The organism is Hoeflea sp. BAL378, assembly GCF_000759435.1.
Taxonomy (GTDB): Bacteria; Pseudomonadota; Alphaproteobacteria; order Rhizobiales; family Rhizobiaceae; genus Hoeflea.
In genome coordinates this window covers 72910-85419 of sequence record NZ_JRJG01000044.1, presented here as the reverse complement: position 1 = coordinate 85419, position 12510 = coordinate 72910, and the positions used below count along the sequence as shown (strand labels likewise).

Below are 12510 nucleotides of genomic sequence, written 5' to 3'. Positions count from 1 at the left end.
ACTGCGCGGCCGCGAGGCGGCTTCCGCAAATCAGGCGTTGTCTTCGCCTTCGCCGTCCTCATCCAGGTAGTCCGGATCGTTGGCGGCGGCTTCCGCGGCTTCGGCGGCGGCTTCCTCGTCGATGCCGTAGATGGCGTCGGCCGACGACAGGTCTTCGCCCTTGAGCTGGCGCTCGGCTTCATCGGCGGACCGGGCGACGTTGAAGGTCACCTTGACGTTGACGTCGGCGTGCAGCACCAGCGGCACGATGTGCAGGCCGATGGTCTTGACCGGGTTGTTCATGTCGACCTGGTTGCGGCCGATGGTGAAGCCGTTGTCGGCAAGCACCTGGACCACGTCGCGGGCTGCGACCGAACCGTAGAGCTGGCCGGTTTCGCCGGCGGAGCGGACGACCACGAAGGTCTTGCCGTCGAGCTTTTCGGCGATCTGCTGGGCTTCCGACTTGCGCTCGAGGTTGCGGGCTTCCAGCGTCGCGCGCTCGGCTTCGAAGCGCGACTTGTTGGCGGCGTTGGCGCGCAGCGCCTTGCCCTGCGGCAGCAGGAAGTTGCGGGCGTAGCCGTCGCGAACCTTTACGGTTTCGCCCATCTGGCCGAGCTTGGCGATGCGTTCAAGAAGAATGACGTCCATGGTGGTGTTCCTTTCGAGGGGTGTCAGGTCAAGAGGTGGTGTCAGGGTTTGGAGGTGGGACCGTTGCCGGTCGCGGTGAGGCCGCGGGCGGTGTCGAACAGCCCGAGGAAGAGAAAGAAGACGAGCGGCACGGTGAAGATCACGGTGGCCAGATAGGCGGTCCACAGCAGCAGGCCGCGCGCCGGCTTGCCGCGGGTGCGGTGATGGGCGATGGCGAATCCGGTCACGACGAAGCCCATGCCGAAGGCGCCGATCAGCGTCCAGCCGATGAGCCCGACGCCGCCGCCCACGAAGCTCATCGCCACGCCGGCGGCCAGGGCAAAGCCGCCCAGCCGCGGCATCCTGAGCTGCGAGGGGATGTCGTCCTTGGGCCGCCTGGAGCGGCCCGACAGGCGCACCAGCGCCGAGGCCACGTACCAGCCGGCGAACAGGATGACGACCCACATCCCGGCCTGGATCGAGGGCAGGGCGTAGAGGAAGAACTGCTTCATCTCCGCGAGCGCCTCGGCGGACGGCTGGTAGTCGGCGTTGGTCTCCTGCAGGGTGGCCACGAAGACGTTGACCAGCTCCTCGACCAGCGCCGGGCCGTAGCCCATGGCCAGACCGACGGCCACCAGGCCGACGCAGACGCATGCGGCGATGTTGACGAAAATGTCGGGCAGCGGATACCAGGCGACCGCACCTTCCGGTCCGCCGACTTCCTCGGCCGGACGGGCGAGGTTGGACAGATGCGCGATCCAGGCCGCGGGCGCGAGCGTGGTGACGGCCGAGACCAGGGCCGCCTGCGGCGTCGTCGCCAGGCCGATGATCGCCATGGCCGACAGGACCGCGACAATCGAGGCGAGGTTGGACCAGCCGAGCCCTGCGATCAGCACCGGAAGGGCGGCGGCGGCGAAAAGGATGAAGGACAGGCTCGAGGGGGAACCGGCGCTGACAAGCATGAGCGCGGCGGAAACGCCGGCGAGCAGGCCCACAAGGAGCGATGTGCTTTGCTGTGTCATCTGTCGCTGTCCTGCGTCACGCAGTTAGAGGCGTCGCCCCAACCCGGGATTTGGCGGCCCTGACCCCGCGCCCGTCGCGGGAAGGGAAATGGACCCGGCGCGTGCGCCGGGTCCAGGAGCGGCTTAGCGCAGCACGTAGGGCAGCAGGCCGAGGAAACGGGCGCGCTTGATCGCCTTGGCGAGTTCGCGCTGCTTCTTCTGGCTCACCGCGGTGATGCGGGAAGGAACGATCTTGCCGCGCTCGGAAATGTAGCGCTGCAGGAGACGGACGTCTTTGTAGTCGATCTTCGGCGCATTCGCTCCCGAGAACGGGCAGGTCTTGCGACGGCGATGGAACGGACGGCGTGTCGGGATCTGGTTGATGTCGACCATTGTCTGTTCTCCTATTCGCGGTCTTCGCGCGGACGGCGCGGGCCACGGTCGCCACGGTCACCGCGATCGCCACGATCACGGTCGCCGCGCGGACGGTCGTCACGGTCGCCGCGGGGGCGGTCGTCGCGGTCGCGCTTCTGAAGCATGGCCGAGGGGCCTTCCTCATGGGCGTCGACGGACACGGTCATGAAACGAAGGATGTCTTCGTTGAAGCGCATCTGGCGCTCCATTTCCTTGACGGCGTCCGACGGTGCGTCGATGTCCATCAGCGCGTAATGCGCCTTGCGGTTCTTGTTGATACGGTAGGTGAGGGACTTCAGCCCCCAGTGCTCAATACGCCCGACTTTGCCGCCATTCGCTTCGATCACGCCCTTGTACTGTTCTACAAGGCCTTCGACCTGCTGGCTGGAGACATCCTGCCGGGCAAGGAATACATGTTCATACAGAGCCATGATTGACTTGCCTTTCTTGCTTTATACATCACCCGGATCCGGCGCTAAGCCCCAGCGACTTGTCCTGGCGGCCTGTGGCCGGGCAAGAAAGACGTGGTATCGAGACGGTCGTGAGCGGAGACACGGGAGGCCGGAGCGCTGTTGCCCCTAGGATCCCTGTTAAGGATCGCACCCTCCGTTCAGCCACCAGCCAGATGACCGGGTGTTCGAACAGCCGCGCTTATACGCGGTTTTGCGGGCATTGCAAGGCCGGGCTGGCCCGAAACAGGTTTAAACGCCCCGGACATCCGCGCCCGCGACGCGCGGTGTGAGCCGATTCCGGCCATCTCGTGAAAATTGACACTATCGCCTTAAGCAGCCTTTAGCGGGAAGCTGATATTTGCTTCGATATCGAAACGGTCCGCTCGACCGGCCTTGTTCATGGAGCAGTTCATGTTTTCTCGCCTGCGCGCCGGTCTCGTCGCCTCTGCCGTTCTCGCCCTCTCCGCCCTGCCGGTCTCGGCCAGCGAGGTGATCCTCACCATCGACGGCGAGATCGCCGGAGGGGCTCCGGTGGACATGACGCGCGAGGATCTCGAGGCGCTCGGCTCCGCCACCATCGTCACCAGGACGCCCTGGAGCGAAAGCGCCGTCACCTTCGAGGGCGTGCCGTTCAAGGCCCTGCTCGACAGGGTCGGCGCCACCGGCGACACTCTCGCCGTTGTGGCCCTCAACAACTACCGGTCCGAACTGCCGCTGGCCGACATCGAGCACTACGGCGTCATCCTCGCCCTCAAGCAGGACGGCGCCTACATGCCCGTCAGCGACAAGGGCCCGCTGTTCATCGTCTATCCGTTCGATTCCGACGCGGCGCTCGACAACGAGGTCTATTACGCCCGGTCCGCCTGGCAGGTCCGCTCGATCACCGTCGAGTAACCGAATCCGCCGCGATCAGGAGAACCTTCATGCGACGGCTGACCAGCGTGTTCAACTTCATCGCCGTGGCGATGACGGTCGCCTTGCTCACCATCATCGTGGTTCACACCAATCTCGTGACGGCGACGGAGCAGGCCATGCAGCGCTCGTCGCGCTACGACAGCGCCTGGGTGGGCGCCGCCGGCCGCATGGAGATCCTTTACCTGCAGAAGGCGCTCGGCAATTTCCTCGTCTCTAAAGACCGGCGGGATGCGGATCAGGTGGCGCTGTTCTCGGAGATCCTGGCCAACCGCTTCTCGATCTACAACGCTCCCGGATTCCAGGCCTTCATGGACATGAAGCCGAAACGCCGGCACCTGATCGAGACCGCGGCGGTCGAATATGGCGAGCTCAGGCCGCTTCTGCACGCGGTGGAAACGCTCGATGCTCCGGCGCTGGCGGCGCTGCGGCAGAAGCTCGAGAGGGTCTTTGCCGCGGTCGATCGGGTGGGCGCCGAGGCGCAGGCCGATTCGGTCAACGAAGCCGCGCAGATCCGCGCCGAGATGCAGGCCAAGCAGAAGCTGCAGACATGGCTCGTGAGCGGCCTGTTCGGCTCGATCGCCCTGCTCCTGGGGATCTCGACGCTGCAGAACCGCTTCCTCCGCTCGGCCACCCGCACGGCGCTGCGCAGCGCCGTCGACTTCTCCTATCTCGCCCACCACGACAGCCTGACCGGACTGCCCAACCGCATGGCCTTCACCGCCGAATTCGCCCGCGCGGCCGCGTCCTGCGGCGATTGCGAATGCACCAGGATCGCCGTGCTGGCGGTCGACCTCGACGGCTTCAAGAATGTCAACGACCGGCTTGGCCATGCCGCCGGCGACGCCCTGCTCAAGGAAGTCGCCGAGCGCATGACGCGCACTTGCGCGACCTTCGAGAACAACCTGCTGACCGCCCGGATCGGCGGCGACGAGTTCGTCGTCATGCTCGACGCGTCGGGCGACGCTGCCCTCATCTTCGCCCAGGCGGAGCAGTTGCGCGCGGTCCTGTCCGAGACCTACGCCATCGAGGGCAGTTCGCTCATCGTCGGCGCCTCCGTGGGCGTGGCGATCAGCGTTCCCGGCCGCGATCCCAACAGCCTGCTCATCGACGCCGACATCGCGCTGTCCCAGGCCAAGGGCTCGGGCAAGGGCAGGGTGATGGAATTCGACCCGGCGATGCACGATATCTTCATCCGCCGCGCCTCCATCGAGGCGGAACTGGCGAGCGCGATTGCCAAGGACGAGATCATTCCGCACTACCAGATCAAGATGGACGTCGCCAGCGGACGCGTCCGCGGCGTGGAAGCCCTGGCCCGCTGGACGCATCCGACGCTGGGCCCGGTGTCGCCGGGCGAGTTCACCAGGATCGCCGAGGAATCGGGCCTCATCGTCGCTCTGGGCCGCAATGTCCTGCAGCGGGCGTGCCGGGACGCGCTCTGCTTTCCCGAGGAGGTGGGCGTCGCCGTCAATCTCTCCGCCATCCAGTTCATCCGCGACGACATCCTGGGCACGGTGCGCGACGTGCTGGACGCCACCGGATTGCCGGCGCACCGGCTGACGCTCGAGGTCACCGAGACGCTGATGATCTCGGAAACCGACCGGGCCGTGGACATCCTCTCCCGCTTCAGGGACATGGGCGTCTCGATCGCGCTTGATGATTTCGGCACCGGCTATTCGGCGCTGTCCTATCTGAGGCAGTTCCCGTGGGATGAACTCAAGATCGACCGGGCCTTCGTGATGGAGATGGAGACCGACGAGCGCGCCCGCTCCATCGTCGGCTCGATCGCCGCCATGGCGCATCAGCTCGGCATCAACGTCACCGCCGAGGGCGCCGAGACCCCGGGCCAGATCGAGGCGCTTCGCGATGCCGGCTGCGAGACGATCCAGGGCTATCATTTCGGTCGTCCCGTCCCCTTCGACGATCTTCCCCGGGCGATCCTTCACGGCGTCGCCGCCGCCGCACGGCTGCACATGGGCGAGGCGACGGGCCACGGCCGGACCGACGCCAGGCGCCGCCTGAGCGCCTGACCCGGCTCCGCCGCAGCCTCCGCCGGCCGGTCACGAGCCCGTGTCCGCCCGCCGAAAGACGCAACCAATCAGTCGCTTCCGCGTTCACCTGCTGAGCCAACAGCCAACAGGAGCACGCTTATGACGAAGATCGATCAGCAACATGTCTGGGACATGATCGGCGACATCCATATCGCCATGTTCATCACCTGGGACGGCGAGCGCCAGAGCGCCCGCCCCATGGCAGCCATGCCGCGGCAGGACGAGCACGCCATCTACTTCCTGACCGACGCCGCGGCCGAGAAGGACGGCCAGATCGAGCGTTTCCCGATCGTCACCCTGGCCTTCGTCGACCAGTCGAAGAACGACTATGTCTCGCTCACGGGCACGGCGGCGGTCTCCAACGACCGCGCCAAGATCGAGGAACTGTGGTCGCCGATGATGAAGTCGTTCTGGGATGGGCCGCAGGATCCGACCATCCGCCTGATCCGCGTGGTCCCGGAAGACGCCCAGGCCTGGGACAGCCCGCACAACCTGATCTCGACCATCAAGATGGCCGCGGCCGCCGCCGGCCTCGGCAAGCCTGATCTCGGCGACAGCGGCAAGGTCGCGATGTAGGCCGACCCTCACGTACTTGCCCATGCCGCGCCCGCCGGGCCGCGGCATGGGCGACAGGCGTTGCGCGCGCCGCTGTCCTTAGCGCGGGGTCCGATGTCGCGGGGGCATCTTGCCAGAATCGGCAATCGGGCGGATTGTGCGGCGGATAAGCATCCTCAGTTGCCTCTTTTCGCGCGTTAGCCCCTCCATTGCAGCAAAATCGTCTTCCGCTCGTCGAGTTTCCGCCGGCCCGTCCCGGCGTGAACTCCTTCGCCATCCTGGCTGCCTGCGAGGCCTCGGCCCGCGCGACGCTGATTTCCGTCTATCCGGTGCTGATGTACCGGGCGCTCGGCAACGCCGCCACGGTGTCGGAGGTCTATGTGCTGATCGGCTGTACCGGGCTTGCGTGCGCGCTCGGCGTGCCGTTCCTGGCCCGCTACGTGCCCCGGCGCTGGCTCTACACGCTCGGCATCCTGATCATGATCGCGGGCAGCGTTCTCGGCGGCTTTTTCAACGCCCGCTTCGTGCCGCTCGCCGTCGCCCTCAATTCGGTCGGGCTGGTGATCGTGGCGGTGTGCTTCAACGCCTATGTGATGGACTATGTCGAGCGCGCCTCGATGGGCCGCAACGAAAGCCGGCGGCTTCTGTTCAGCGGCATTCCCTGGAGCGTCGGCCCGTTCCTGGGCGTGGTGCTGATGGACCTGCATCCGCAGATCCCGTTCCTGATCTCGATCGCCGCCTGCCTGGCGATGCTCGCCTATTTCTGGCATCTGCGGCTGGGCGACGGCAAGGTCATCACCAAGGCGCGGCGGCCGCCGGCCAATCCGCTGCGCTACCTGCCGCGCTTCTTCCGCCAGCCGACGCTGGTGGCGGGCTGGTTCTACGCCACCATGCGCTCCGTCGGCTGGTCGATCTACATCATCTATTTGCCGATCTTCGCGGTGAAATCCGGGCTCAGCGACCAGATCGGCGGCCTGGCGCTGTCGATATCCAACGGCTTCCTGTTCCTCACGCCGGTGATGCTGGGCTACCTGCAGAAGACCGGGGTGCGCAACGCCCTTGTCGCGGGATTCGCGGGCAGCGGGCTGCTGTTCATCGCCGCCACGGCTCTATCGGCCTTTCCCTGGCCGGCCATCGCCGTCCTTGTCTCGGCGACGCTGTTCCTGATCCTGCTCGACATCTGCGGCGGGCTGCCCTTCCTGCTCACCGTCAAGCCCTCCGAGCGCACCGAGATGGCGGCGGTCTACTCGACCTTCCGCGATGTCGCCTCGGTCGGCTCGCCCGCCTTCGCCCGGCTGGTTCTGACGGTCGCGCCGGTGCAGGGCCTGTTCGCGGCCACCGGCCTGCTGCTGATCGGCTGCGCGCTGGTCGCCCGGCGCACGCACGCCAAGCTGGGTCTTCGCCGCCACTGAGGGCAGGGATCGCGGCGGAGCGGCGAAGCCCGGCCGCGCTGCGTCAGATCGGCAGCGGATGCGCCCGCCGGGCGGTGGCGATGTCCTCGAGAACCGCGTCCGACAGCGTCACGTCCTTGGAACCGATGGCGGTCCGGAGCTGGTCCATCGTCGTCGCGCCGATGATCGTCGAGGTCATGAACGGCCGGGTCAGGCAGAAGCCGATCGCCATCTGCGCCGGATCGAGCCCGTGCCTTGCCGCGACCTCGAGATAGGCCGCGGTCGCGGCTTCGGCCTCAGGGCACCAGCGGCCGCCGAGATTGGGCGTCAGGCTCCGGCGCGAGCCCTCGGGCGTGACGTCGCCCTGGTACTTGCCCGTGAGAATGCCCGCCGCCAGCGGCGAGAACGCCAGCAGGCCCACATCCTCGTGATGGGCCACTTCGGCGAGGTCGGTGTCGAACAGGCGGCAGATCAGGTTGTATTCGTTCTGGATCGAGGCCATGCGCGGCAGTCCGTGCTCCCCGGCCAGGCGCAGGAACGTCATCGTCCCCCAGGCGCTTTCATTGGAGAGGCCCACGGCGCGGATCTTGCCGGCCCGGACCGCGTCGCCCAGGCCCTCCAGCGTCTCGCGCATGTCTTCCACGGCGCCGCGCTTGTCCTGGGCGCTCGCGTCGAAGGCCCAGTGCTTGCGGAAATGGTAGGAGCCGCGATTGGGCCAGTGCAACTGGTAGAGATCGATATGCTCGACCCCGAGCCGCTTCAGGCTGCCGTCCACCGCCTCCATCACCGAGGCCCGCGTGAACCCCTGGCCGCCGCGGATCCACTCGACGCCGTCGCCGCCCATCTTGGTGGCGAGGACGACGTCCTGCCGCCGCCCGGACCTCCGGAACCAGCTTCCGATGATCTCCTCGGTGCGCCCTTGCGTCTCCGCCCGCGTCGGGGTCGGGTACATCTCCGCCGCATCGAAGAAGGTCACGCCCTGGGTGAGGGCGTAGTCCATCTGCGCATGCGCCTCGGCTTCGGTGTTCTGTTGGCCCCAGGTCATGGTGCCGAGGCAGATCTCGCTCACCATCATGCCGGTGCGTCCGAGCGGGTTCATCTTCATGCGGGCCGTTCCTTCTGTCGGTGTCCGGGCCGCACCATAGCCATGGCGGCCCGGGGCGCAAGCCGGTTATGCCGCAAGAATGCCCGGGCGCCGGGCCGCCCTGGAGCTAGAACAGCCAGGCGACATAGCCCGTATAGGCCGCCAGCATCGCAAGCCCCGCGGCCCGGCCGATCCGCCCGGCCATCAGGATCAGCGCGACGAGCGCCACCGACACCGCCAGCATGACGGGAATGTCGAAGGACGCCATCGACGCCTCGACCGGAACCGGGATCACCATCGCGGTGATGCCGAGAATGCCCAGGATATTGAAGATGTTCGAGCCCACGACATTGCCCAGCGCCACCTCCGCATGGCGGCGGAAGGCGGCGACGACCGATGTCGCGAGCTCCGGCAGGCTGGTGCCGACGGCGACGATGGTCAGGCCGATCACCGCCTCGGAAATGCCGTAGCTCTTGGCAATGGCGGTGGCGGCGTCGATCAGCAGGTCGGCGCCGAAGAACAGGCCGCCAAGGCCGCCGACGATGAACAGCGCTTCCTTCCAGCCCTCGAGCTTGACCACGAGATCGGCTTCCTCCTGCGTCAGGCGCCGACGGTCGGTGTAGGTGACCCAGGCCAGGTAGGAGGCAAGCGCCACAAACATCGCCAGGCCGAGCCAGAAATTGACCACGCCCCAATAGCCGAGGCCGAGCATCACCACGGCCGCCACGAGCATCATCACCAGGTCGCGCTTGAGATTGGGGATGCGGGCGTTGATCGGCGAGATCGCCGCGGCGACGCCGAGGATGAGCAGGATGTTGGCCGTGTTGGACCCCACCACATTGCCCACCGCGATCGCCGGCGCGCCGCCGAGGGCTGCCTGCAGCGACACCAGGAGCTCGGGCATCGACGTGCCGAAGCCCACCACCGTGAGCCCGATCAGCAGTGGCGGCATGCCGAGCCGGTTGGCGAGCGAGATCGCGCCGCGGACCAGGAACTCCGCGCCGAAGGTCAGCAGGGCAAGTCCGGCGGCGAGCAGCAGGATGTTGATGAGCATGTTAGGTTCCTTTGGTCACGGGCCTGATGGCGGCAGATGGCGCGGCAAGACGCGCGGCCCTCTGCGGAAGACTCCGCGGGGGGGCAGCGCGTATCATGGGGTGATATAGGGCGTCAGGAGCCGGTGTGACCGTTCAGTCGGCGTTTTCGGGGTTCATTTCCGCCGCGATCGCCAGCTTCGCCGTCATCCAGGTGGCCCAGATGGCCGCCGGAGCGATCAGCGCGACCAGGATCAGGTCACCGATCATGGCGAGGTCGAAGAAACCGTCGAGTGCCCAGAGCGCGGCGACGGCGGCGAGCCAGATTTCGGCGCCGATCAGCACGATGGCGCCGATGGCGGTCAGAAAGGCGGCGAATTTGCTTTTGCTGTAAGCTCTGGCGGAGGGGGCGGAAGAGGCCGGTGACGCGGGATGCGACATCTGTGTGGTTCCAAAAAGGCGCTGCCGGATTTGAGCGCAACGCGCATCATGTGACGGCGGTTGGTGGCAAATTCAAGATGACCCGGATCGGCGCGCGCAAATATTCTTTGCGCCGAAAGCAGCCGCCGCAAACGTTGCGCTTGCGGACCGGCTTGGCGGGCGAAGCTTGACACCGGCGTCGCGAATGTGAATTGAAGCGCCAACGGGACAAGAACTGATCGGAGCGGCAATCATGGCCACAGCATTCACTTTTCCGGGGCAGGGCAGCCAGGCGACAGGCATGGGCAAGGATCTGGCCGAGGCCTATCCCGAGGCCCGCGCCGTGTTCGACGAAGTCGACGACGCGCTCGGCGAGAAGCTCTCGGCGGTCATCTTCGAAGGCCCCGACGAGACGCTGACGCTGACCGCCAACGCCCAGCCGGCGCTGATGGCGGTCTCCATGGCCCTGATCCGCGTGCTCGAGGCCCGCGGCCTCAAGCTCGAGACCGCCGCCAGCTACGTCGCCGGCCATTCGCTGGGCGAATATTCCGCGCTCTGCGCCGCCGGAATGTTCTCGATCGCCGACACGGCGCGGCTGTTGCGCATTCGCGGCAACGCCATGCAGGCCGCGGTGCCGGCGGGCCAGGGCGCCATGGCCGCCATCATCGGCCTGGAGAATGCCGATGTCGAGGCCGCCTGCGCCGGCGCACGCGCGCTCGGCGCGGTGCAGATCGCCAATGACAATGGCGGCGGCCAGCTTGTGATTTCCGGCCTCAAGCCCGCCGTCGAGGCGGCGGCCGCCGCGGCCACCGAGAAGGGCGCCAAGCGCGCGCTGATGCTGCCGGTTTCAGCCCCCTTCCATTCGAGCCTGATGCAGCCGGCCGCCGACGCCATGCGCGAGGCGCTCGCGGGCGTCAGGAAATCCGCCCCGGTCGTCCCGCTCGTCGCCAATGTCCGGGCCGCGCCCGTGTCCGATCCCGACGAGATCGCCGGGTTGCTGGTCGAGCAGGTCACCGGCCAGGTCCGCTGGCGCGAGACCGTGGAATGGTTTGCGGCAAACGGTGTCACCACGCTGGCCGAGATCGGGTCCGGCAAGGTGCTGACCGGGCTCGCGCGCCGCATCGACCGCGCGGTCACCGGGCTGAACGTCTCGGGTCCCGCCGACATTGACCCGTTTCTGGCCGCAATCGCCGGGCAAACAGACTGAGCACGCTCCACAAGACGGCCTGACTTCAGGCACAGACGCAAATCCCGAAAGGACCTCTCATGTTCGATCTGACCGGCCGCAAGGCCCTGGTGACCGGCGCGTCCGGTGGCATCGGCGAGGCGATCGCCCGCCAGCTTCACGCCCGCGGCGCCACCGTCGGCCTTCACGGAACCCGCGTCGAGCGGCTCGAGGCGCTGGCCTCCGAACTGGGCGAGCGGGTGATGATGTTTCCCGCCGACCTGTCCGACCGCGAGGCGGTCTCGGCGCTCGGCAAGAAGGCAGAGGCCGAGCTCGAAGGCGTCGACATCCTGGTCAACAATGCCGGGATCACCAAGGACGGCCTGTTCGTGCGCATGAGCGACGACGCCTGGGATCAGGTGCTGGAGGTCAACCTGACCGCCGTGTTCCGCCTCACCCGCGAACTCGCCCATCCGATGATGAAGCGCCGCCATGGCCGCATCATCAACATCACCTCCGTCGTCGGCGTCGCCGGCAATCCCGGGCAGGCCAATTATTGCGCCGCCAAGGCGGGCATGATCGGGTTCTCCAAGAGCCTGGCCCAGGAAATCGCCCCGCGCAACGTCACCGTCAACTGCGTGGCGCCGGGCTTCATCGAAAGCGCGATGACCGACAAGCTCAACGACAAGCAGAAAGAGGCGATCATGGGCGCCATTCCGCTCAAGCGCATGGGCTCGGGCGCGGAAGTGGCCTCCGCCGTCACCTGGCTCGCCTGTGACGAGGCCGCCTATGTCACCGGCCAGACCATCCACGTCAACGGCGGCATGCTGATGGTCTGAGCGCGGGCGCGGCCGTCCGGACCGGGCGGCGGCGGGCGACGGGACGGCGGTCCGGCGGGAATCACCGGACCGAACGCATTTTCCGGCTTTGCCCGACTGCCAAACCATGGTACTTCGCCGGCGCCGGAGAGCGTGTAAAGGACCCGGCTCGGAGGCAGAATATGCCGAAATCCACAGCTTCGGCTTTGACTGGACCGAGCCCAGGGCATAAAAACGCTTAACGAGCTTGATTACCCATGCTTGCGCAGGTAACGAGGCGCAACAACAATTTGAAACAGGTCGAGGAAACCGACATGAGCGACATCGCAGACCGCGTTAAAAAAATCGTCATCGAACATCTGGGCGTTGACGCTGAAAAGGTGAACGAAGGCGCAAGCTTCATTGATGATCTCGGCGCGGACTCGCTCGATACGGTCGAACTGGTGATGGCGTTCGAAGAAGAATTCGGCGTGGAAATCCCCGATGACGCCGCCGACACCATTCTGACCGTCGGTGACGCGGTCAAGTTCATCTCCAAGGCCCAGGCCTGAATGGACATGAAACGGCGGGCGGCTGTTCTGCCGCCTTCAAGACCGGCGCAGGACCTGCG

The 12510-nt window shown here is 66.7% G+C and carries 14 protein-coding genes; 7 read left to right on the top strand and 7 right to left on the bottom strand.

What is annotated here, in order from left to right; all coding sequences use genetic code 11:
* Positions 1-30 precede the first annotated feature (30 nt).
* From rplI to rpsF, 4 genes are all read right to left on the bottom strand, one after another.
* Entirely contained in the window at positions 31-627 is a 597-nt protein-coding gene (gene rplI / locus LL06_RS12030; RefSeq protein WP_035526727.1) for a 50S ribosomal protein L9, read from the bottom strand.
* Between the two features lie 41 nt (positions 628-668).
* The gene (locus LL06_RS12025; protein ID WP_035526725.1) at positions 669-1628 is read right to left on the bottom strand and encodes a DUF2232 domain-containing protein; all 960 of its coding nucleotides are present in this window, start codon (positions 1626-1628) and stop codon (positions 669-671) included.
* Positions 1629-1751: 123 nt separating this feature from the next.
* Positions 1752-2000, bottom strand: coding sequence for a 30S ribosomal protein S18 (rpsR, locus tag LL06_RS12020; RefSeq protein WP_035526723.1), 249 nt, complete (start codon positions 1998-2000; stop codon positions 1752-1754).
* Positions 2001-2011: 11 nt separating this feature from the next.
* Complete coding sequence (gene rpsF / locus LL06_RS26860; RefSeq protein ID WP_081963932.1) at positions 2012-2452, bottom strand: 30S ribosomal protein S6; 441 nt, start codon at positions 2450-2452, stop codon at positions 2012-2014.
* Between the two features lie 432 nt (positions 2453-2884).
* Here rpsF and LL06_RS12010 point away from each other — a divergent pair, with 432 nt between their 5' ends.
* The 4 genes from LL06_RS12010 (at position 2885) to LL06_RS11995 (ending at position 7403) form a co-directional block, all read left to right on the top strand.
* Positions 2885-3367 carry a molybdopterin-dependent oxidoreductase gene (locus LL06_RS12010; protein WP_035526789.1) on the top strand — a complete coding sequence of 161 codons (483 nt, stop codon included), beginning with the start codon at positions 2885-2887 and terminating at the stop codon, positions 3365-3367.
* A gap of 29 nt (positions 3368-3396) precedes the next feature.
* Positions 3397-5415, top strand: a complete 2019-nt coding sequence (locus tag LL06_RS12005) for an EAL domain-containing protein (protein ID WP_052161463.1) — start codon at positions 3397-3399, stop codon at positions 5413-5415.
* A gap of 120 nt (positions 5416-5535) precedes the next feature.
* Positions 5536-6012, top strand: a complete 477-nt coding sequence (locus LL06_RS12000; RefSeq protein ID WP_035526719.1) for a pyridoxamine 5'-phosphate oxidase family protein — start codon at positions 5536-5538, stop codon at positions 6010-6012.
* Between the two features lie 239 nt (positions 6013-6251).
* Entirely contained in the window at positions 6252-7403 is a 1152-nt protein-coding gene (locus tag LL06_RS11995) for an MFS transporter (RefSeq protein ID WP_201772332.1), read from the top strand.
* Between the two features lie 43 nt (positions 7404-7446).
* Here the strand turns inward: LL06_RS11995 and LL06_RS11990 are convergent, their stop codons facing one another.
* The 3 genes from LL06_RS11990 to LL06_RS11980 form a co-directional block, all read right to left on the bottom strand.
* Entirely contained in the window at positions 7447-8487 is a 1041-nt protein-coding gene (locus tag LL06_RS11990) for an aldo/keto reductase (RefSeq protein ID WP_035526716.1), read from the bottom strand.
* Between the two features lie 106 nt (positions 8488-8593).
* A complete protein-coding gene (locus LL06_RS11985; protein WP_035526713.1) occupies positions 8594-9520 on the bottom strand; it encodes a calcium/sodium antiporter in 927 nt (308 codons plus the stop codon).
* A gap of 133 nt (positions 9521-9653) precedes the next feature.
* Complete coding sequence (locus LL06_RS11980) at positions 9654-9938, bottom strand: hypothetical protein (protein WP_035526711.1); 285 nt, start codon at positions 9936-9938, stop codon at positions 9654-9656.
* 232 nt (positions 9939-10170) lie between these two features.
* Between LL06_RS11980 and fabD the strand changes: the two genes are divergently transcribed.
* The 3 genes from fabD (at position 10171) to LL06_RS11965 (ending at position 12451) form a co-directional block, all read left to right on the top strand.
* The gene (fabD, locus tag LL06_RS11975; protein ID WP_035526709.1) at positions 10171-11124 is read left to right on the top strand and encodes an ACP S-malonyltransferase; all 954 of its coding nucleotides are present in this window, start codon (positions 10171-10173) and stop codon (positions 11122-11124) included.
* A 59-nt stretch (positions 11125-11183) separates the two neighbouring features.
* Positions 11184-11921, top strand: a complete 738-nt coding sequence (fabG, locus tag LL06_RS11970; protein WP_035526706.1) for a 3-oxoacyl-[acyl-carrier-protein] reductase — start codon at positions 11184-11186, stop codon at positions 11919-11921.
* A 293-nt stretch (positions 11922-12214) separates the two neighbouring features.
* Positions 12215-12451 (top strand): acyl carrier protein, encoded by a 237-nt coding sequence (locus LL06_RS11965; protein ID WP_035526784.1) that lies wholly within the window; start codon positions 12215-12217, stop codon positions 12449-12451.
* Positions 12452-12510 lie beyond the last annotated feature (59 nt).

Excerpts from the sequence above, each read along its gene's own strand:
- rplI (WP_035526727.1), bottom strand. The coding sequence starts at position 627 with ATGGACGTCATTCTTCTTGAACGCATCGCCAAGCTCGGCCAGATGGGC.
- LL06_RS12025 (WP_035526725.1), bottom strand. The coding sequence starts at position 1,628 with ATGACACAGCAAAGCACATCGCTCCTTGTGGGCCTGCTCGCCGGCGTT.
- rpsR (WP_035526723.1), bottom strand. The coding sequence starts at position 2,000 with ATGGTCGACATCAACCAGATCCCGACACGCCGTCCGTTCCATCGCCGT.
- rpsF (WP_081963932.1), bottom strand. The coding sequence starts at position 2,452 with ATGGCTCTGTATGAACATGTATTCCTTGCCCGGCAGGATGTCTCCAGC.
- LL06_RS12010 (WP_035526789.1), top strand. The coding sequence starts at position 2,885 with ATGTTTTCTCGCCTGCGCGCCGGTCTCGTCGCCTCTGCCGTTCTCGCC.
- LL06_RS12005 (WP_052161463.1), top strand. The coding sequence starts at position 3,397 with ATGCGACGGCTGACCAGCGTGTTCAACTTCATCGCCGTGGCGATGACG.
- LL06_RS12000 (WP_035526719.1), top strand. The coding sequence starts at position 5,536 with ATGACGAAGATCGATCAGCAACATGTCTGGGACATGATCGGCGACATC.
- LL06_RS11990 (WP_035526716.1), bottom strand. The coding sequence starts at position 8,487 with ATGAAGATGAACCCGCTCGGACGCACCGGCATGATGGTGAGCGAGATC.
- LL06_RS11985 (WP_035526713.1), bottom strand. The coding sequence starts at position 9,520 with ATGCTCATCAACATCCTGCTGCTCGCCGCCGGACTTGCCCTGCTGACC.
- LL06_RS11980 (WP_035526711.1), bottom strand. The coding sequence starts at position 9,938 with ATGTCGCATCCCGCGTCACCGGCCTCTTCCGCCCCCTCCGCCAGAGCT.
- fabD (WP_035526709.1), top strand. The coding sequence starts at position 10,171 with ATGGCCACAGCATTCACTTTTCCGGGGCAGGGCAGCCAGGCGACAGGC.
- fabG (WP_035526706.1), top strand. The coding sequence starts at position 11,184 with ATGTTCGATCTGACCGGCCGCAAGGCCCTGGTGACCGGCGCGTCCGGT.
- LL06_RS11965 (WP_035526784.1), top strand. The coding sequence starts at position 12,215 with ATGAGCGACATCGCAGACCGCGTTAAAAAAATCGTCATCGAACATCTG.